Source organism: Flavobacterium flevense (assembly GCF_900142775.1).
Taxonomy (GTDB): Bacteria; Bacteroidota; Bacteroidia; order Flavobacteriales; family Flavobacteriaceae; genus Flavobacterium; species Flavobacterium flevense.
This window is the reverse complement of sequence record NZ_FRCC01000001.1, coordinates 457,861-477,462: the sequence shown is the minus strand read 5'-3', so window position 1 is coordinate 477,462 and position 19,602 is coordinate 457,861. Positions and strand designations below refer to the sequence as shown.

Below are 19,602 nucleotides of genomic sequence, written 5' to 3'. Positions count from 1 at the left end.
TTTAAATTAAAATTCCCTAAGAATATAAATTAGAATTTCTAATGTTGTTTTTTATCAAAAGTGATGTTTACAACCGTTCCTTTTCCGGTTTCTGACTGAATTTGAAGTTCCCCGTTATGCATCCTGATTATTTTCATGGCTAATGGTAATCCCAGTCCGTATCCATTGTATTTAGATGCAATTTTTCCTCTAAAGAAAGGTTCGTATAAATAAGGAATATCTTCCGGCGGAATTCCGATTCCGATATCCGTAATGGCAATTTTAATCTTTGATTTATCAACAGACAAAATTACAAATACTTCATCATTATTCGAATATTTTACAGCATTCGAAATAATATTATTCAACGCCAACTCTAATAAAGGGCGGTTGCAGGGAATAGTCAGTAAGGATTCGTCATCCGGTATAGATTTTAATTTAATATTCACGCGGTTATCCGGAAAGAGCGTATCAATAGAGGCTTTAGCTTCTAAAAGTATTTCGTCCATTCGGGCAATATCCAGCACCTGCTTAGTGCCGTCATAGCCTGTTTGGGTTAATTTTAAAAGACTTTCAGTAAGGTTTCCTAATTTAGAAGCCTGTTTATTAATATTTTCTAAGGAATTAATGTATTCTTCTTTGTCTCTGTCCTTTAAGAGCATGATTTCCGTTTCGGCAATAATAGTTGTGATAGGAGTTTTTAATTCATGGGACGCATTATTAATAAAATTGGCCTGGATTTCAAATGAGGTTTCTAACCTGTCCAGCATATCGTTGAAGGTTTTCGTCAAATCGGATATTTCGTCTTTTCCATTGGTGTCAGCTAATCGGTTGTGAAGGTTTGAAGCGCTGATTCTTTGTACTTCTTTTGTAATTCGCGCAATCGGATTAATTACTCTTCGTGCAAAAAAATGGCCAAAGAAATACGCCAGAATAAAGAAACCAACTCCTCCAAAAAGTAAAATTTGTAAAATATAAATAGCACTTGTATTGCCACGACGGTCTTTTGCAGTAACAATTACAATATGTTTTTGATCTCCTGTACCAAAAATTTGTCCGTAATAATAGCGGTAATCCTCTTCAAACCAGCTGGATCCCTTTTTCATTATATTGTTATAGAATTCCGGTGGCAAATTCAAATCAGTATTGTATTCAAAGGTGTTTTTTCCTTTTACTTTTAATACATAATCTTTCTCTTCTATAAGTTCTTCCAGTCCGTCTTTTTTGAATTGCTTGTAATAATTCTTTTTTTCAGGCGATTGTTGAGAATGAGCTGATGAGGCAATTTTAGCTCTGTCCTGAAGTCTTTTTATAAAATAATATTCGTTGTTTTGCTTGAATAGAGAAAAAATAACGAGGCATAATAGCGAGGTGCTAAAACACGATAATGCTATATAGGTAATGGTTATTTTCTTTCTGATTTGCATAAATTATGATTTTATAATATAGCCTAAGCCTTTGATAGTATGGATTAATTTGTTTTGATACGGCTTGTCTATTTTATTTCTTAAATAATTAATGTATACATCAACTACGTTTGTATTCATGTCAAAATTAATGTCCCAAACGTTATCTAAAATTTTTTCTCTGGATAATATAGTTTCGGAATGGCGGGCTAAATAATGCAATAATTTAAATTCTTTAGCGGTTAATTGTATAAGTTCGCCGTTTCTTTTTACTGATTTTGCCCTGCTGTCAATTTCCAAATCATCAATTTTAATCAAATCATTTGGTTTGTGTTCCTGACTTGATCTTCTTGCTAAAGCAGAAATTCGGGCTTCTAATTCGGAAAATTTAAATGGTTTTACCAGATAATCATCAGCACCGGAATTTAATCCGGTAACAATATTTTCGGTGGTTCCTAAAGCAGTCAAAAGTAAAATGGGCACAAAATTTTTAGCAGCTCTCAGGCGTCTGCAAATTTCGATTCCGTTAATGTCCGGAAGCATGATGTCTAAAATGACTACATCAAAATTATGGTTCAAAATCATTTCCAGTGCAGTAGTTCCGTCAAGAGCAACACTTACTTCATTGTTTTTCTCCGAAAGTCCTTTTCGTATAATAGATAGAAGGTTGGGTTCGTCTTCAACAATAAGTAGTTTCATAAAATGATTTTTTATAGTGTACCAAAAATAGATATTGTCTTCTTAAAATTTTGCAAAATTATTTTTTAAATTTTTCGTTTTGTGAATATTATATTTTACGGTCTTGTTTTATGGCTTATTTGTAAATTGGGGTATTTAACAAGCAGTAAATGATATCAATAATGAGAATCTTTAAAATCATCATTCGAATTCTATTTCAAAATACTGAAGAATGCTTTTGTAATGATCCTGAGCACTAAGACAAGTATCCAAAAGATATTCTTTTACATGAAGCCATTCCTGTAAACCTCTGTAATAAAAAAACTTTAATTCTTCATCGATAATAAAAGGAACAATATTGTTGGCAAGGCATTCTTTAAAAATGATTAATCGACCTACACGACCATTGCCGTCCTGAAAAGCATGAATAATTTCAAATTGATAATGAAAGTCAATAATATCTTCAAAAGTTTTCTTTTCAATGCTGTGGTATTCAGATAATAATGCTGCTATTTTTGTTTTAACCTCTTTAGGCGGACAAGTTGGATTACCTCCAACTTCGTTCGGGAGTTTTTTATAGTCGCCAACATGAAACCAATCTTTTTGACTATCAGATGTTCCGGATTTTAATAAAAAGTGTAATTCTTTAATGAAAGATTCACTTAGTTTTGCCGTGGCTTTATCAATAATAAAATCAATACAACGAAAATGGTTTGTTGTTTCTATAATATCATCTACATTGATATTTTCTTTAATTGTTCCAATGGTATTGGTTTCGAAAATGTAACGGGTTTGGTCGTGGGTTAATTTGCTTCCTTCAATACGATTTGAATTGTAAGTAAGGTCAATTTGAGTACGATGGTAAATTCCACCATGAAGTTTCATCTCTTTTTGTTCTTTAAGATGATGGAGTAAAGGATTTTTGCTAAGCTTTTTTTTATTTCCTTTTTCAGGTAATGTTGCATCTTCAGGGATGTTCCATGTTTTACCCGTTAAAAAAGCTCCTTTAATCCTTGCTGTTGCACAGTAATTACGGATAGTCCTTTCGGAAATATTCCATTTTTTCGAAAATTCACTTACTGAAATATACTTCATAATTGCTGTGTAAATGCCGTTACCGGCAAATATAGGGCTAAAAAAGGAAGAATTTGTGCTTTTTCTTGCCGATACAGGCAAAAAAATGATTTTCTATTTGTTTCTGTAAATCACGAATTAATTTACTTTCAATAAAAAAAGCGTCACAAAATGCGACGCCTTTCAATAGGGTTTGAATTATTTTAAATTTCGATAGATGCTATAATTTCAAGTAAATCGCTTTTTAACTGCTCATTAGTAATTCCTTCATTAGTATTAAAGTTATCATTAAAACTTGGTAATGAAAAACTACCATTGATAACAGCACCCTGAAAAGGGAAACGATTTTTTGCAATTTCTAAAACCGTAAGTCCGCCTCTTGGTCCCGGAGAAGTAGCTAAAATAAGCGTTTGTTTCCCTTGAAAAAACTTAGGGTTTATTCTGGAAGTCCAGTCAAAAATATTTTTAAAAGCCGTAGAATAAGCTCCGTTATGCTCCGCAAGCGAAACAATAATCAGGTCAGCAGTTCCCAGTTTTTCAAAAAAACGATGAGCTAATTCCGGAATCCCGCTTTTTGCTTCTCTGTCTAATGAAAAAATAGGCATTTCGTAATCATTTAAATCCAGTACTTCTACATCAGCGTTTTCAAATTGTGAGGCTGCATAAGCAGCTAATTGTTTGTTGATAGAATTGGTGCTTGATGAAGCTCCAAAAGCAATAATTTTTTTAGTCATTTTATGTGTTTAAAAAGTAAGTCAAAGCTCCCGAAGGACATTTCTTTACCGTGTCAATAATTTTTTCTGTTGTTGAACCTTCCGGTTTTATCCATGGCTTTTCTTTGGGTTGGAATACATCAGGATTATTGCGAACACAATTTGCTGAATGAATGCACTTTCCTGATTGCCACACAATGGTAACTTCCCCATTCGTATATTCTTTTGTGATGTCTTCCGGATTCATAATCAGAGTTGGGTTTTAATGGTTATTTTTCCTTTTAAAATTTTAGAAACAGGACATTTATTTGCAATGAGTATTAATTTTTCCTTTTGTTCGGTAGTTACATCATTAGAAAAAGTGATATGTCTGGAAAAAATAGTTTCAAATTCGCCCTCTTGCTGTTGTGCTGCATTTACGGCAATGTTTATTTCAGGAATATCCCAGCCTTTTCGGTCAATATACATTCGTAAAGTAGCAATGGTACAGCTGGCTAATGATGCTAAAAGAGCCGTGTAAGGATCCGGACCTAAATCTTGTCCGCCTATGCTTGCTGGCTCATCCATAACAAACTGACCGTTACGCCAGCTTATGGTACATAAATATTTTTGAGTCCCAATATGTCCCGTAATGTCTTTTTCAAATATGTTTTTCATGATGTAATAAGGATTGTAAACCTTTTTATAAATTATAAAACATCACTAAATTCAGGAGTTTTATCAAATACTTTTTTTGCAAACGGACACAAAGGAAGAATTTTTATTTCTTTTTCTCTGGCGAATGAAACGGCTTTTTCAACCATTTTTTGTCCAAATCCTTTGCCGTTATATTCCGGATTTACCTCAGTATGATCAATGATTATTTTGTGTGGTCCGGCAAAAACAAAGGTCATTTTTGCAACTTTAGTATTGTTCACCGCTACGTAAAAATAACCTTTTCTTTCGTCGTATTCTAATCCAATAGTTTCTTCCATGATTGTATTTCTTAATATTTCATTGGGATTTCCATTACTAAAAATTTAGAAGCAGTAGTTGCTTTAATTTCAATTTCAGTAGTTTCCCAGATTCCTATTGCGTCTCTTGTTTCTAATTTTTCGCCATTTACTTCGATCTCTCCTTCTATATTCATGATGTAAAAACCGTTACCTTCTTTTTTAAGAGCTAGTTTTTTAGAAAAATCAGCATCAAAATCACTTAAATAGAACCAGGCATCCTGGTGGATCCAAACTCCTGCATCATCCGCATCAGGAGATAGAATTTGGGCAAAATCATTTTTTTCCAATGATTTATTTAATGTAATTTGTTGGTATCTAGGAGTAACATCTCTTTGTTTTGGGAAAACCCAAATTTGAAATAATTTTGTTCTCTGGTCAGCATTTGGATTAAATTCACTGTGTCTGATTCCTGAACCGGCACTCATTACCTGTACATCTCCGTTTTTGATAGTAGATTCATTTCCCATACTGTCTTTATGAGCTAAATCTCCTTCTAGCGGGATAGTAATGATTTCCATATTGTCATGCGGATGTGTTCCAAAACCCATTCCCGCAGCAACGGTGTCATCATTTAAAACACGAAGTGCACCAAATTGTACTCTATCCGGATTATACCAGCTGGCAAAACTAAAACTATGGTAGGCATTTAACCAACCGTGATCTGCGTGTCCTCTTGTATCTGCTTTGTGAAAAACTGTAGTTGCCATGATTTTTTGTTTTATTGATTATTACATTACAAAGATACATCCGTCATCAGCATTTAGTACTTAACCTAGATTAAGAAGTGATTACTAAACTACTTTCGAAGTAACTTGGCTTTCATTTTACTAAAAAATTCAGGCGTTACACCTATATAGGAAGCAATTTGTTTTTGTGGAATTTTATGACTCAGATTGCCATATCTTTTATTGAATTTATCAAAACGTTCTTCTGCCGATAGACTTAAATTGTCCATTAGCCTTTCCTGATTAGCTACTAATGAATTTTCGGTAAGAATTCTGAAAAAACGTTCCAGTTTAGGAATTTCAGTATATAAGAGCTCCTGATTTTCTTTAGAAAGTAATACCACTTCGGCATCTTCTATTACTTCTATAAAAAGATTTCCGGGTTTTTGCGAAATCAAACTGTACATATCTCCCATCCACCATCCTTCGCAGGCAAAGTTTAATACATGTTCGACAATATTATCATTGATATTAAAACTTCTTAAAATACCCGAATTTACAAAGTAGGAACATTTGCAAATTTCCCCTGAATTCAATAAAATACTTTTGGATTTGTAGTGTTGAATTTCAGTTTTACTCAGGAAAAGTTCTTTTTCTTCGGGGGTAAGCGAGACAATTTTTTCTATGTTGTTAATGATCAGGGACATCTTTCTTCTTTAAAAAATTTGATTCTGCAATATAGTTATTTTTCAGGTTTTGTTCTTTTTCTAATTTTGAATAATTCATATAAATTCTAAATATAATATCTCGTTTTTTTATAGATACTAAATGCAATAGGATGTTGTTAAAATTTTTATATTAGCATTTAATGTGAGGCTAAGTAAGAATTCTGACTCAAAACAGAAGGATTTTTAATAAATCGATAATTTCATGTGTAGTAATTTTTTGTAATGTCTGAAACTAAAACAATAAATAATAAACTGCTGGTTATAAAGCTTATGGAGGGTAATGAAAAAGCCTTTAGTGAGCTTTTTAGCAGCTATCATAATGATGTTTATGCTTATAGTTTAAGTATGCTTAAAAATCAGGTTTTTGCAGAAGAAATTGTCCAGGATGTATTTTTAAATATCTGGCTGCACAGAGAACGGCTTAATCCTGAGCTGTCCTTTAAGTCGTATGTGTTTACCATTACCCGTAACTTAACTTTTAATCTCATTAGTAAAATAGCCAATAATCATAAGTTTAAAGAAGAGGTGTTTTACAACAGCCAGAAATCTTACAGCCCGGTTGAGGACAGTATTGCTGATGCTGATTATGACATTATAAAGAATAAAGCTATTGAACAATTGCCTCCTAAGCGCCGAATTATTTTTGAAATGTCGCGCAATAAAGAAATGAGTTACGAAGAAATAAGCAAGGAATTAAATATTTCTGTGAGTACTGTAAAAGGTCAAATGAGTAAGGCCTTAGCAGAAATTAGAACTTTTTTAGAAACTCATGGAGACGTGGCTCTTCTTATAACGCTTATTTCATCCCGTTGGTTAGAGTAATTCTCTGATAGGTATTGTTTTTATTTCTTTTTTACTTTCTATTTCTTTTTATTTGTTTCTTTTTAGTTATTATTTTTTTAATTTTCAAAAAAAATAATAATACTCGATAGTACTTTTCCTTTTCTCATCTGTATTATATATAAGAACATATATTATGCAAGACAATAATCATATCCAAAATTTATTAAAAAAGTTTATCCTGAATCAATGTTCAAAAGAGGAGATTGATCAAGTGGTACAGTATGTTCAGGATTTAACGGAATCAACCGGGCTGCCAACCGTAGAAGAGGTACTGGCAATTTTAGACGAGAAACCCGTGATGGCTCAGGAGGATGCTATTCGCATTCAGGACAGCATATTGGCAACGCCACAAAAACAAAAAAAGACAATAAAAAGAAAATTTCATTTTGTAAAATACGCCGCTGCAGCAATTCTTGTGGGACTTTTTGGCACTACTTATTTATTGAAAGATGCGATTTTCAACAAGCCGGTTCAGGTTACTGCTCCAATAGTTAAACAGGACAAAAAAGCTACGGAATCAGGTACTGATAAAGCAACACTTACGCTGGCAAATGGTTCTCAGATAGCTTTGGTAAACGGAACTTCGCTCAAAACACAAAATGCTAAAAGTAACGGTGCCGGAATTGTTTATGATGCCAATGAAAACACCAATAAAATAGTTTACAACTATTTGACCATTCCCAGAGGCGGTAAATTCTTTATTAAACTATCCGATGGAACTCAGGTTTGGCTAAATTCTGAAACTAAATTAAAATTTCCTGTCGCTTTTATAGAAGGGCAACCCCGAGAAGTAGAATTAGTGTATGGCGAAGCTTATTTTGCAGTATCACCTAGTACTAAGCATAAAGGAGCTCACTTTAAAGTGCTTAGTAATAAACAGCTGGTAGATGTAATAGGTACCGAATTTAATATTAAAGCTTATAAAGATGAAGTCAATAGCTATACCACCTTAGTCGAAGGGAAAGTAGCTGTGAATATTGGAGCCCGAAAGCTAAAATTAACGCCAAATCAACAATTAAGCTTAAACACCGAAACAAGCAATCCGGTTGTGAAAAATGTAGATGTATATAATGAAATATCATGGAAAGAAGGTGTTTTCAGTTTTGAAAAAATAACACTGAAGGATATGATGAAAGTTTTATCGCGCTGGTATGATGTTGATTTTGTATTCAAAAACAAAGCAATCGAAAACGAAATTTTTGATGGTGTATTAAGAAAAACCCAAACCTTAGATGAGATTTTGAAGAGTATTAAAAATTTTAAAATTATAAAAAACTATGAAATAAAAGACCAACAAGTAATCCTGGAATAAAACCACAAAGTAAGGATTTATGAATTCTCACTTTATTCCGCACATTTATTTATTACCTATTGTATAACCAAGCAAACCAAAAAATTATGAAAATTAAAGTATTGAATGTTTTTGATTTCTTTAAAGAACGGCTAATTAAAACTGTTATGAGAGCATTTGTCTTTTTATGGTGTACCAATGTTTTTTGCCTTAATGTACACAGCACATTTGCACAAGTGAATGTCACCATTGAAAAGGATCAGTCTGTAACTATTTACGAAGTATTTAAAATTATAAAACAACAGACAGATTTAAATTTTATCTATCCCCGAAAAGTTTTTAAAGACATGCCGGATGTAGCGCTTAAAAAAGGTAAAATTGCAGTGTCTACGTTGTTAGGGCAATGTCTTTCAGCTAATAATCTCAATTTTGAGCTTACAGACGATCATACCATTTTAATTAAAGAAAAGCCTGTAACGAAAACCAATTATGTACAGCAGCAAGTAATAAACGGTAAAGTTACTGATAATTCAGGACAGCCTATACCGGGAGTAAATGTTGTTGAAAAAGGAACTAAAAACGGAATCCAAACCGATTTTGATGGTAACTTTTCAATAAAAGTAACCAGCGGAAAATCCGTATTAGTGGTTTCTTTTATTGGTTTTGCAACCAAAGAAATTCAGTTAAACGGAGAAACTAATCTAGTCATTAAATTAGAAGAAGACTCCGCTAAATTAGAGGAAGTTGTAGTGGTAGGTTACGGTTCTGTCAAGAAAAAAGATTTGACAGGCTCAGTAGTTTCTGTTGGTTCTGATAAATTAGAAGGCAGGTCTAACAGCAATGTACTGCAATCACTGGCAGGACAGGCAACCGGAGTACAAATTACCCAGTCTCAGGGTGCACCGGGAATGGCGCCTACAGTGAAAGTCCGTGGTGCTTCTTCCATCAATGCAGGAACTACTCCGTTGTATGTTATTGATGGTATTCCGCTGGAAGATAATACAACAAATTCAACCGATACAGGTATCAGTACCGGAAGTAATTTAAGTTTTAACCGTAACCCATTGAATTTTATTAATCCTAATGATATTGAATCTATTGATATCTTGAAAGATGCCTCTTCTGCAGCTATTTATGGTTCCCGAGGAGCAAATGGGGTTGTTATTATTACTACCAAACAGGGAAAAGCAGGGAAAACTAAGATTGATGCCACTTTCGAAACCGGTTTTTCACGTGTCAACCGTAAAACGGATATGATGAATGCTTCCGAATTTATTGCTTTTAATACCGCTGCAAGAAACAATTCATGGGCAACCGTGGTGGCTGCAAATCCATCGGCTACAAGAGGCGTTAACTTATTGGTACCTACAGAATTCTCTGATCCGGCATGGATTGAAAGAATAGGAAACGGAACGGACTGGCAGGATGTGACGTTTAGAACGGCAAAAAACAGTAATTTTCAATTATCAGCATCGGGTGGTAGCGAGAAAACACAGTTTATGGTGTCTTTAGGTTATTTGGATTCAGAAGGTGTAGTAGACAGAAATACCTATGACCGAATTAATTTAAGATCAAATATTAAGCATAAGTTTAATGATAAAGTACGTATGGGTTTAAATGTTGGACTTAGTCGTGCCAATGAAGCTCCTTATGGAACCGGAGGAAAAAGTGATGTAGTGAGTCTGGCTTTGCAAAGTGATCCGTTTTTTCCACTCTATGTTGAAACAGGAAGTCTTGGGTTTAAAGATCCTACTTCCATCTGGAATACGTTTGCAAAATATGGTTTCCAACTTTGGCATCCTTATTCATTAACAAGAGAAGCAACAGCTAAAAAAGTAACTAATATAGCTACCGTTACTTCCTATTTGGAATGGGATATTATTAAAGACTTAACGATTAAAACTTCTGCAAGTTCTAATATTGAAAATACCGTTCATAATTTTTACTGGAATGCTGGCCAAAACTGGGGATACTCCGGATGGGTTCCCGCTCAGGCTGATTTTAAAACGTTACAATCTAATAACTGGATTTCAGAAACTACATTAACGTATAATAAAACATTTAATAAAGATCATAATTTAAATTTATTAGCAGGTTATTCTGCTCAGGAGCAAACTACTGATTTGAGCAGTATGACAGCAGGGAATTTCCCAAATGATTTAGTACATACCCTGAATGCAGGTGTGGTGAATTCCGGGAATACTTTTTCAGAAGAATGGTCGCTGGTTTCTTATTTGGCAAGAGCCAATTATTCTTATAAAGGAAAATATCTGGCATCTGCAGCTATCAGAGCCGATGGTTCTTCCCGTTTTGGGAACAATAACCGATGGGGATATTTCCCATCAGGATCGCTGGCATGGCGTATATCTGAAGAAGCATTCTTAAAAGATGTTTCCTGGATTAGTAACCTGAAAGCCAGATTAAGTTATGGAGCAACGGGTAATAACCAGATTCCTAATTACGGTTCCATCGGGGTGTTAGCTTATAGCCCTTATGTAAGTTCAGGTACGGTAAATCAGGGGATTTACACGTCGAATTTTGCAGATAAAAATCTGAAATGGGAAAAAACAGGTCAGACCAATTTTGGAATTGATTTCAGTGTTTTTAATGGTCGCGTAAAATTTACCGGAGATATTTATTATTCGAAAACAAAAGATTTATTACTTAATGTACCTATTCCAATTCTTTCCGGATTCTCTTCTACTTTAACCAATATTGGAGAACTGGAAAACAGAGGATTTGAACTTAATCTTAGCACACAAAACATTGATAGTGATTTTAAGTGGAGTACTGATTTTAATATTTTTGCTAATCGAAATAAAGTTATAAAACTGGGTGTAAGTGATGCTCCAATAGACATTAATGTGAGTAGTATGACTTCCCGTACAGCGGTAGGAAAACCTATTGGGATGTATTATGGATATGTTATCGATGGTGTAATTATGTCACAGGCTGAGTTAAACAGCAATGCTTATCCGGTATGGCCTGGCAGTGAAGCAGGAGATCCAAGAGTAAGAGATGTCAATAGTGATGGTAAAATAGATTCTAATGACCGTACCTATCTTGGAAATAATCAGGCTGATTTTCAATGGGGTCTGACTAACAATTTTTCTTATTCAGGATTTGAACTTTCAGTTTTGTTACGTGGTTCACAAGGTGGAGAAATCCTTAACCATAATGCCCGTTACCTGAAATCAGGTGTAGGAGGCGGTAACCGTAACATGTATGCAGTAGTAAATAATTACTGGAAATCAGAAGCAGAACCGGGTAACGGAATGATTCCTAAACCACGTATGCTGCCAACTACTGTTCGTGATTTTGGATCAAGTTACTGGGTAGAAGACGGTTCATTTGTTCGTATTCAAAACATACGTCTGGGATATAATTTGCCAAAAAAATTAGTTGAAAAACTAAAATTAAGCAATGTGAAATTATATCTGAATATGGAAAATGTACATGTATTCTCCGATTATTTAGGTTTCGATCCTGAAGGTAGTACGTATCAATCCGGTGTTATGGTAGGTTTTGATTATGGAGCATATCCAAATCCTTTTACAGCTACTGCCGGATTAAATATTAGTTTCTAAAAACGATACCAACCATTAAAAAATAAGAAAAATGAAAAAGATACTATATATAACACTTTTTTGCAACTTATTCCTGTTAGGATGTAGTTCCGATTTTTTGGACAAAGCGCCTATTTCCAATGCCAATGAAGTAGAATTCTATAAATCTCAGGAAGATATTCAAACGGCGTTATGGTCTGCTTATAATTCCCTTTATACCTTGTACGGACCTGAAAGTTTACCGTCTTTTTATGGCGAATTAATGTCGGATAACGCCTATAGCGATAATGCTGCCGGAAGAATACAGGATTATGAAAGCTTTGAATTGCACACCATGGCAATTGATAACGAATTGGTTTTTAATTTCTGGAACAATTATTACAAAGCAATTTATATTGTAAATAATATCATTGTGAGTGCTGAAAAACTCGATTTTTCTAATCGTGATGCCTTAATTGGCGAAGCTAAGTTTTTACGTGCATTGTATTATTTCGATATGGTTCGCGCCTGGGGAGATGTGCCCTTAGTTACTACTCCTTTAAGTGTGGCTAATGCTTATTCGCAGGGACGTACACCTAAAGATCAGGTTTATGCACAAATTATTGCCGATCTTGATTTTGCTGCCGCAAAATTACCGGTGAAAACCAGTCAGCGTTTTGTAGGTGCAGCCAGCCAGGAAGCGGCTAATACTTTGTTAGGAAAAGTGTATCTGACAATGGGAAATAAAACTAAAGCTTCTGAAGCTTTGTTGAAAGTTTATGGCAAGTTTACTCTGGTTCCTTATGCTGATTTATGGAATTTGACTAAGAAAAATGGAGCATCTTCTATTTTTGAAATCCAATATAAAGGTGGTGTATCCAGTCCGTACAGTTTGTATTGGGCGATGTTCACGCCGGTTGATAATCGGGTAGTAACAGCCTGGGGAGGAGGATTTAATCAAATTACTGAGGATTTGTGGAATGCTTATGAACCAACTGATCCAAGAAAAGCTATTTCTATTCAAAATGGATACACGACAGCTAATAATTCTTATGTTGATGTGAAATTCCCCATCAAGTGGAAAGATGCGGCTGCTCCGGTTGCCGGTTTAAGAGAAGCTTCAAATAATAATTTTATGATTCTTCGCTATGCAGATGTTCTTTTAATGTTGACTGAAGCAACTTCTGATCCCAAATATTTGAACGAAGTACGTACACGTGTAGGATTACCTCTTTATGGCGCTGTAGGTTATCCGGCTCAGTACAATACAGTCGAATTAGCTTTAGAACATGAAAGACAGGTAGAATTTGCATCCGAATTTCATCGTTGGTTTGATTTAATAAGAACCGGAAGAGCAATTCAGGTGATTAAAAACAGCAGTAAAAATATCACCATAACTGAAGAAGAATTAGTATTGCCTATTCCGTTTTTAGTAATCAACCAGAATCCGGATGTGATGACTCAAAATGAGGCTTATAAATAGAAAATATTTGTGTTAGTGGTTAGTTAGTTGAAGAGACCGTTTCCTTGTCAAATAGACTAGGGAGCGGTCTTTTTTTATTCCAATCCGTCTGAAAGACGGGGTGGATTGTTTGTTATTCCTATCGACTTTTTACAAACAATAATCGAATTCTGAGCAATTTTTTAATTCGAATAATTTTTAAACATATAAATCCATAACAATCTGGATAACCGAATGTTTAATGGAGCTAATGCCACTATTACCGCCATAATAATCGGGATGATTCTTAAGTCGAAAGTTTCCTGAAAAAAGAAACTGGCTATCACATAAGTCGTAATTCCCTGCGCAACGGTTAATCCGTAACTGACATACATGGCACCAAAAAAATAACCCGGTTCTTTTTTGAATTTATAATGACAATGTGGGCAGTATTCATTCATTTTTGGAAAACTAAACTGGAAGAAAATACTTTTTTCTTTAAAAATTTTCCCCTGATGACAATGCGGACAATCATTTTTCAGAATATGGAGTAGTGTATTTGACATGATTTCTATTTTTTTTTCAAAGGTATTTATTATCCATCTGCCAGCTATTTTCTATATTCGCTTATTATAGGACAAAAAAGACATTCTTAAGATGAAAAAATATCCCATTTATAGCATTGAGCAGTTTAATTGCAATTCGGTTACGGGGGATTTGTATATCAATACGTTTAAAAATCATCTGGTTAATCATAGTTTTGTAGAAAAACCACATCGTCATAATTTTTACTTATTGGTTTTTTTTACCAATGGTTCCGGGATTCACGAAGTCGATTTTGACCGATTTGAGATTCATCCGGGAAGTGTTTTTGTTTTGCAGCCCGGGCAAATGCACCATTGGGTTTTATCCGAAGATATTGAGGGATTTATTGTTTTTTATACTGCCGAAATGTACAATTTGTACTTTGGAAATAAGACTATCGAAGATTATCCGTTTTATTTTTCGATACAAAATAGCCCTGAAATTGTATTAGAAGAGGCCGAAATAAAATCCATTTTGCCTTATTTCGAAAATTTGATTGCCGAAATGCAAACCCATAAAGTATTGAAACGGGATAAAATAATGAATCTATTGGATATAATTCACATTGAACTTGCTCGAAAGTACAACGAAATTTATATTCACGAAGCGCATTCGTACAATGTGAAAATTAAAAGTCTGGAGCAGCTTTTAGAGAAGAAATTCAAAGAAGAAAAATCGGCGGCGTTTTATGCTTCTGCATTGAATGTTAGTTTGAAACACTTGAATCGGATTTGCAAGGATATCTTAAAAAAAACAACCACCGAAGTAATTATTGACCGGGTGATGCTGGAAGCCAAACGAATGTTACTCGACAAAAACTGGACGGTAAATGAAATTGCCACTGAGTTAGGCTATGACGATTACTCTTATTTCAGCCGTTTGTTTAAAAAACACAGTAGAACGACACCAACAAATTTTCGATTATTGAAGAAAGAGTAGGAACTATTTCTTTTGTGAAATGTTTTTTTAACCGCAAATTGCACAAATTTTCTCAAATTACTTCATTGTCCTTAGCTTCCGCAGTCGAGTGTCAAATGTTTGAAGAATGCGTAAAAAGAAAAGTTGTTTGAGTCCCGATGCTTCGGGACGAGTTCTTTTCTTTTAGCATTTGAAAACTAATTTGACCGACGAGGAAGTGTAAGACTTGAAATCGAAGATTCATGAATACCAAAAAAAAAATATAAGCGCATGAATATTTTTTTGTTTCTTTTTTGATCAAGCAAAAAAGAAAATTGGTAAACCATAATTTTACTTTTATTAAAAACGCCATTGGTAATGTTTTTTACGTAATGCAATGAAATGAAAAATGTATCGAGAACCGTTATAGATGAGACATTTGATTAGTTAATTTTTATCAGCTGAAAAAAATAAAAATTACTTTACAGTAACTAAACTCGCCGCTTTTACCGCCTTTTCTACAACTTCTTCAATTGGCGTTTCCAATGTGTCGTTTGTTAAAGCCACACCCATTCTTCGGTAAGGTCTTGAGGATGGTTTGCCAAAGATTCTGAAATCAGTTTTGGGTAAGGCAGCAATTTTTTCAATTCCGGTATAAGTTGGATTTGAACTGTTTTCCGAAGCCAAGATTACAGCACTTGCACCTGCTTTTTCTAAGGTAATTTCGAAAATGGGTAAGCTTAAAATCGCTCTAAGATGCAATTCGAATTCATTAAAATTTTGGGTTCCAGCCAATGTTACCATTCCGGTATCGTGTGGGCGAGGAGAAAGTTCAGAGAAATAAACACCATCATCGGCTATGAAAAATTCAACACCAAAAAGTCCTGCTCCACCTAAGGCTTCGGTCACTTTTTCGGCCATGTCTTGGGCTTCGTATAAATCTTTATCAGAAATTCGGGCGGGTTGCCAGCTTTCCTGATAATCGCCGCGTTCTTGTCTGTGACCAATTGGCGCACAAAATAAAGTAGGATTATTGTTTTGTGTTACGGTCAATAAAGTAATCTCCGAATTGAATTTTACAAAAGCTTCTACAATTACTTCCACAACATCACCACGAGAACCTGCAACAGCATATTCCCATGCTTTCTCGATGTCATCTTCGGTTTTTATAGTAGATTGTCCTTTTCCTGACGAAGACATTAATGGTTTTACCACACAAGGAATCCCAACTTCGAGAACGCCTTTTTGTAATTCCTCGGCAGTTGTGGCATAGCGGTACTCAGCAGTTTTTAATCCTAATTCTTTAGAAGCTAAGTCACGAATGGCTTTGCGATTCATCGTAAAGTTGGCCGCTTTAGCCGATGGAACTACGGTAATTCCTTGTTTTTCGTAATCGTAAAAGCGTTCGGTTCTAATGGCTTCTATTTCAGGAACGATAAAATCAGGATTGTGTTTGGCTACAATTTTATCTAAAGCGTCGCCATCTAACATATTAATCACTTCAAAATCATGAGCGACTTGCATAGCAGGAGCATTTTCATAACTGTCAACCGCAATAACAGTTTGCCCGATGCGTTGTGCTGCGATTACAAATTCTTTACCAAGTTCGCCTGAGCCGAGAAGAAGGATTTTTGCCATTTTATATTTTTTTAAACCATTAAGTAAATTAAGAGATTTAAGAAAGCTACAATTTAAATTTACTTAATGGTTTTATTTTTTTAGAGGTTACGCCCAAAATTTTGAAAAACAAAAATAGTTTAAAATTTGGAGTGTTGCTACTTCAAATTTCAAACTATTTACAGCAAGTGGATCAACTCTAAGTACAAATGAGTCGCGTTACAAACGCTTCGTTTTGTGTTTTATCAGTAAGGGCACCAGTGGGGATGACTGTTCCTGTAATAGCAATTAATATGATTTTTAAAATCCGATTCTTCTTCATGTGCAGATTTGATGATATAGTTGCTAACGTTCCGGCGCTTGGCGAGGTTGCGAGCTTCGGAACCGATTATTTTCTGTTAAAGATAAAAATTTCTTACGAAACGTGAACGTGAATTTACTACAAAATTCGCAATCTTGCCAAACGCCTGTTGTGCGATCGCTTTTATTTTTCATTTATAATTTCAGGCATTGTTGGATATGATGTCATTAAACCAATGATTTTTGGCAAATACCATTCTCGACAGATATCTTCGTACATTGTTCCTAAATTAGTTAATTGATGCCAAAGAATAATTACTTTGTTTTTTATTTCATTCCATTCTATTTCGTCCTTTATTAACAAATCTTTGATAATCAAAATATCTTTTTTTGCTTCTGGTAATACAATCCATTCATTATGTTCCCAAATGTCAAGTTCATCTATCTGTGATATAAAATATAATAGTTGAGTTTTTACTTCTTCTTTTTCATATTTTTTGTCTTTTTCAATTTCATCTCGATAAGTCCATACAGGATAATTTTTAAATCCAAATAAGTGATTTATTTCATTCTTTTGGTATGAAACTTTTGAAAATAAAGCGAGTAATTTTGCTCTTTTTCCGTAGAATTTAAGAGCATTATTTGTTATGTCTTGGTTAGATAATTTATTTAAAACTGGAATAGTAATAGTCAGTGAACTCTGTTCTGTATAATTTGGTGTTTTTGGTAATATTATTTTATCAATATAATCATTAAGAGAAACAAAATATACTTCTTCATTTTTTATATCTACTACAAATAGTAATACTGAAACACTTCCTCCCAAAGATTGGAATGTATATATTGAAGTTGTATCAAATGGGAATTTAATAACTTCAACATTTGTGTACGTTTTTTTGTTTTCAATCCAAACTCCTTTGGCAACATTTCCTACTTCAAATATTTTTTCAACTTTAGTGTCTAATTCTTTAACAGATTTTACTTGTATGTAGATAAATTCTCCTAATGTTTCAGCAACATTTTCATTTACGATTTCAAAAAGTTCAATGACCAAGTCGATACCATAATCAGGTCTATTAAATTCCCGTATTACCCAATGTTTTGGAATTTGTCTTTTTATAATTTCGTATGATTCATCTTCCATTATATGTTGAAGTACTCTCTGTTTTTTTCTTATCATCGATGATTTTTTCTAAAGTGTCGTACAACTCGTTCATAGGTGCCATAAAACGGCTCCAATCTGCCCAATTTTGGGTGGCTTTGTGCCATAAGCAAGCTTTTTTATTTATTTCTCAAATATATAAAAATATCCTACAAAATATTTTTGCAACTCGTTTACTTTCCCAATAATTTTCCTTTGAGGTTTTCAGCTGGATTTGTATTTTTTTTATTTGGTGTTGAGGTAAATCCAACGCTATTGTAGTAACGGGATTGTGGGTTAGGGATAGCAGCGGCATCCTTTGTCTCGTTCTTTAAAACGAGACAAAGATATAGCGGATAGCCCGACCTCGTCTCGTCTTTTTGACGAGACAAGGGAACCCCAAAAAAAAATAGTTTAAAATTTGGAGTATTACTACTTCAAATTTTAAACTATTTTCTGCTGTCAGTCTATCCCGAAGTTTCGGGATCGAACACCTCGTTTAGTGGGTAAAAGCACTTCGACAAGCTCAGTGTGACATCAGTGGATTAAACAACGTTACAACTTAATTTCAGTCATTCGATCATCGATAAAACTGAATCCCCAGCCTGGTAAATCGTGTGGTTTTGCAAAACCATCCTGAATAACCATAGGATTGTCAATTAAGGGATCGACCCAGTCAAAAGATTCCACGCCCACGCCATTTGAAATGGTACACAACAACGGAACATCATAATCTTTATAATAATGCGGGAGCACAGGCAGGTGGAAACTTTTTGCCAAAGCCGCACTTTCGCGCCAGGCTTCGACACCACCAATTCTCAAAATATCGGGTTGCCAAATGTCCAGAGCATTTCTGGTGGCTAATTCTCTAAGCGGTAAAGTATCAAATTCTCTTTCTCCCATAGCGAGTGAAATTCCGGTTTGGTTTTTCAGGATTTCGTAACCCTGGAAATTTTGGTGATGGATGGGTTCTTCAAACCAGTTGATGTTTAAATCCCGGGCTTCTCGTGCTAATTTCATTGCCGATGGCAAATCCATTCCCTGATTGGCATCCATCATAATATCGACTTTGTCGCCCACGGCTTCACGCACTAAACGCAAACGCTCCACATCGGTGCTGACTTTTGGCGAACCTACTTTTATTTTTACGGCTTTGAAACCTCTATCGGCATAATTGGTCACTTCTTCAATCAATTCGTCAATAGAATAGGAAATCCAACCGCCGCTTCCGTAAATGGATACTTTTTCTTTGTGTGTGCCAAGGATTTTATGAATAGGTTGTCCCAAAGTTTTTCCCCAGGCATCCCACATGGCAATATTGATAGCAGCTTGTGCCCAACGCAATACGCCCTGGTTTCCAAAATATTCGGCTAATTCATCCAGTTTTTGGTAAACTGCCGCAGTTTCATTGGCTTTATATCCTTTGATAACCGGAATGATATCTTTTAATGCACCAACAATCGCATTAGGAGAATATTGAAAAGACAACAAATAGGATTCGCCAATGACTCCGTTTTCCAGTTGGATTCGCATGACGATAAAAGCGATTTCGGTTAGCGTGTGTGTGGCATCCGAGATTGGTTTTTTTAGTGTTGTGGAAGCCTTGTATAATTTGACGTCTCTGATGGCTGTATCTGTATTCATGCTATGTAGTTTTTAGAATTACAATATTACAACTCTAAAACCAACACTATTTACACAATA

At 34.6% G+C, this 19,602-nt stretch carries 18 protein-coding genes; 5 read left to right on the top strand and 13 right to left on the bottom strand.

What is annotated here, in order from left to right; genetic code table 11:
* Nucleotides 1-38 precede the first annotated feature (38 nt).
* The 9 genes from BUB89_RS02130 to BUB89_RS02090 form a co-directional block, all read right to left on the bottom strand.
* Nucleotides 39-1,406, bottom strand: coding sequence for a sensor histidine kinase (locus BUB89_RS02130; RefSeq protein ID WP_141384489.1), 1,368 nt, complete (start codon nucleotides 1,404-1,406; stop codon nucleotides 39-41).
* A 3-nt stretch (nucleotides 1,407-1,409) separates the two neighbouring features.
* Entirely contained in the window at nucleotides 1,410-2,084 is a 675-nt protein-coding gene (locus tag BUB89_RS02125; RefSeq protein WP_073241393.1) for a response regulator transcription factor, read from the bottom strand.
* A 180-nt stretch (nucleotides 2,085-2,264) separates the two neighbouring features.
* The gene (locus BUB89_RS02120; RefSeq protein WP_073241847.1) at nucleotides 2,265-3,158 is read right to left on the bottom strand and encodes a Fic family protein; all 894 of its coding nucleotides are present in this window, start codon (nucleotides 3,156-3,158) and stop codon (nucleotides 2,265-2,267) included.
* Nucleotides 3,159-3,340: 182 nt separating this feature from the next.
* Complete coding sequence (locus BUB89_RS02115) at nucleotides 3,341-3,871, bottom strand: NADPH-dependent FMN reductase (RefSeq protein ID WP_073241391.1); 531 nt, start codon at nucleotides 3,869-3,871, stop codon at nucleotides 3,341-3,343.
* Nucleotide 3,872: 1 nt separating this feature from the next.
* Nucleotides 3,873-4,097, bottom strand: coding sequence for a (4Fe-4S)-binding protein (locus BUB89_RS02110; protein WP_073241389.1), 225 nt, complete (start codon nucleotides 4,095-4,097; stop codon nucleotides 3,873-3,875).
* Nucleotides 4,098-4,099: 2 nt separating this feature from the next.
* Nucleotides 4,100-4,507: an OsmC family protein gene (locus BUB89_RS02105; RefSeq protein WP_083552414.1), complete on the bottom strand. Its 408-nt coding sequence runs from the start codon at nucleotides 4,505-4,507 to the stop codon at nucleotides 4,100-4,102.
* A 32-nt stretch (nucleotides 4,508-4,539) separates the two neighbouring features.
* The gene (locus BUB89_RS02100; protein ID WP_073241387.1) at nucleotides 4,540-4,824 is read right to left on the bottom strand and encodes a GNAT family N-acetyltransferase; all 285 of its coding nucleotides are present in this window, start codon (nucleotides 4,822-4,824) and stop codon (nucleotides 4,540-4,542) included.
* An 11-nt stretch (nucleotides 4,825-4,835) separates the two neighbouring features.
* Nucleotides 4,836-5,552 (bottom strand): pirin family protein, encoded by a 717-nt coding sequence (locus tag BUB89_RS02095; RefSeq protein WP_073241385.1) that lies wholly within the window; start codon nucleotides 5,550-5,552, stop codon nucleotides 4,836-4,838.
* 89 nt (nucleotides 5,553-5,641) lie between these two features.
* Nucleotides 5,642-6,217 carry a Crp/Fnr family transcriptional regulator gene (locus BUB89_RS02090; protein ID WP_073241383.1) on the bottom strand — a complete coding sequence of 192 codons (576 nt, stop codon included), beginning with the start codon at nucleotides 6,215-6,217 and terminating at the stop codon, nucleotides 5,642-5,644.
* 291 nt (nucleotides 6,218-6,508) lie between these two features.
* On the opposite strand from BUB89_RS02090, the gene BUB89_RS02085 reads away from it, so the two are divergent.
* From BUB89_RS02085 to BUB89_RS02070, 4 genes are all read left to right on the top strand, one after another.
* Nucleotides 6,509-7,060, top strand: a complete 552-nt coding sequence (locus BUB89_RS02085) for an RNA polymerase sigma-70 factor (protein WP_234982501.1) — start codon at nucleotides 6,509-6,511, stop codon at nucleotides 7,058-7,060.
* 154 nt (nucleotides 7,061-7,214) lie between these two features.
* Entirely contained in the window at nucleotides 7,215-8,393 is a 1,179-nt protein-coding gene (locus BUB89_RS02080) for a FecR family protein (RefSeq protein ID WP_073241379.1), read from the top strand.
* Between the two features lie 86 nt (nucleotides 8,394-8,479).
* Nucleotides 8,480-11,959, top strand: a complete 3,480-nt coding sequence (locus BUB89_RS02075; protein WP_083552412.1) for a SusC/RagA family TonB-linked outer membrane protein — start codon at nucleotides 8,480-8,482, stop codon at nucleotides 11,957-11,959.
* A 31-nt stretch (nucleotides 11,960-11,990) separates the two neighbouring features.
* Nucleotides 11,991-13,400 (top strand): RagB/SusD family nutrient uptake outer membrane protein, encoded by a 1,410-nt coding sequence (locus BUB89_RS02070; RefSeq protein WP_073241377.1) that lies wholly within the window; start codon nucleotides 11,991-11,993, stop codon nucleotides 13,398-13,400.
* Between the two features lie 161 nt (nucleotides 13,401-13,561).
* On the opposite strand, the gene BUB89_RS02065 is transcribed toward BUB89_RS02070, so the two are convergent.
* Complete coding sequence (locus tag BUB89_RS02065; RefSeq protein WP_073241375.1) at nucleotides 13,562-13,924, bottom strand: DUF983 domain-containing protein; 363 nt, start codon at nucleotides 13,922-13,924, stop codon at nucleotides 13,562-13,564.
* Between the two features lie 91 nt (nucleotides 13,925-14,015).
* Between BUB89_RS02065 and BUB89_RS02060 the strand changes: the two genes are divergently transcribed.
* Nucleotides 14,016-14,882: a helix-turn-helix domain-containing protein gene (locus BUB89_RS02060; protein ID WP_073241373.1), complete on the top strand. Its 867-nt coding sequence runs from the start codon at nucleotides 14,016-14,018 to the stop codon at nucleotides 14,880-14,882.
* A gap of 435 nt (nucleotides 14,883-15,317) precedes the next feature.
* Here BUB89_RS02060 and purT read toward each other — a convergent pair whose 3' ends face one another.
* From purT to BUB89_RS02045, 3 genes are all read right to left on the bottom strand, one after another.
* The gene (gene purT, locus BUB89_RS02055; RefSeq protein WP_073241371.1) at nucleotides 15,318-16,478 is read right to left on the bottom strand and encodes a formate-dependent phosphoribosylglycinamide formyltransferase; all 1,161 of its coding nucleotides are present in this window, start codon (nucleotides 16,476-16,478) and stop codon (nucleotides 15,318-15,320) included.
* Between the two features lie 463 nt (nucleotides 16,479-16,941).
* Complete coding sequence (locus BUB89_RS02050; RefSeq protein WP_073241369.1) at nucleotides 16,942-17,937, bottom strand: DUF4365 domain-containing protein; 996 nt, start codon at nucleotides 17,935-17,937, stop codon at nucleotides 16,942-16,944.
* A gap of 516 nt (nucleotides 17,938-18,453) precedes the next feature.
* Complete coding sequence (locus BUB89_RS02045; RefSeq protein ID WP_073241367.1) at nucleotides 18,454-19,542, bottom strand: mandelate racemase/muconate lactonizing enzyme family protein; 1,089 nt, start codon at nucleotides 19,540-19,542, stop codon at nucleotides 18,454-18,456.
* Between the last annotated feature and the right edge of the window lie 60 nt (nucleotides 19,543-19,602).

Bases quoted from the DNA above. Each gene is read 5' to 3' on its own strand.
- BUB89_RS02130 (WP_141384489.1), bottom strand. From the start codon at position 1,406: ATGCAAATCAGAAAGAAAATAACCATTACCTATATAGCATTATCGTGT.
- BUB89_RS02125 (WP_073241393.1), bottom strand. From the start codon at position 2,084: ATGAAACTACTTATTGTTGAAGACGAACCCAACCTTCTATCTATTATA.
- BUB89_RS02120 (WP_073241847.1), bottom strand. From the start codon at position 3,158: ATGAAGTATATTTCAGTAAGTGAATTTTCGAAAAAATGGAATATTTCC.
- BUB89_RS02115 (WP_073241391.1), bottom strand. From the start codon at position 3,871: ATGACTAAAAAAATTATTGCTTTTGGAGCTTCATCAAGCACCAATTCT.
- BUB89_RS02110 (WP_073241389.1), bottom strand. From the start codon at position 4,097: ATGAATCCGGAAGACATCACAAAAGAATATACGAATGGGGAAGTTACC.
- BUB89_RS02105 (WP_083552414.1), bottom strand. From the start codon at position 4,507: ATGAAAAACATATTTGAAAAAGACATTACGGGACATATTGGGACTCAA.
- BUB89_RS02100 (WP_073241387.1), bottom strand. From the start codon at position 4,824: ATGGAAGAAACTATTGGATTAGAATACGACGAAAGAAAAGGTTATTTT.
- BUB89_RS02095 (WP_073241385.1), bottom strand. From the start codon at position 5,552: ATGGCAACTACAGTTTTTCACAAAGCAGATACAAGAGGACACGCAGAT.
- BUB89_RS02090 (WP_073241383.1), bottom strand. From the start codon at position 6,217: ATGTCCCTGATCATTAACAACATAGAAAAAATTGTCTCGCTTACCCCC.
- BUB89_RS02085 (WP_234982501.1), top strand. From the start codon at position 6,509: ATGGAGGGTAATGAAAAAGCCTTTAGTGAGCTTTTTAGCAGCTATCAT.
- BUB89_RS02080 (WP_073241379.1), top strand. From the start codon at position 7,215: ATGCAAGACAATAATCATATCCAAAATTTATTAAAAAAGTTTATCCTG.
- BUB89_RS02075 (WP_083552412.1), top strand. From the start codon at position 8,480: ATGAAAATTAAAGTATTGAATGTTTTTGATTTCTTTAAAGAACGGCTA.
- BUB89_RS02070 (WP_073241377.1), top strand. From the start codon at position 11,991: ATGAAAAAGATACTATATATAACACTTTTTTGCAACTTATTCCTGTTA.
- BUB89_RS02065 (WP_073241375.1), bottom strand. From the start codon at position 13,924: ATGTCAAATACACTACTCCATATTCTGAAAAATGATTGTCCGCATTGT.
- BUB89_RS02060 (WP_073241373.1), top strand. From the start codon at position 14,016: ATGAAAAAATATCCCATTTATAGCATTGAGCAGTTTAATTGCAATTCG.
- purT (WP_073241371.1), bottom strand. From the start codon at position 16,478: ATGGCAAAAATCCTTCTTCTCGGCTCAGGCGAACTTGGTAAAGAATTT.
- BUB89_RS02050 (WP_073241369.1), bottom strand. From the start codon at position 17,937: ATGATAAGAAAAAAACAGAGAGTACTTCAACATATAATGGAAGATGAA.
- BUB89_RS02045 (WP_073241367.1), bottom strand. From the start codon at position 19,542: ATGAATACAGATACAGCCATCAGAGACGTCAAATTATACAAGGCTTCC.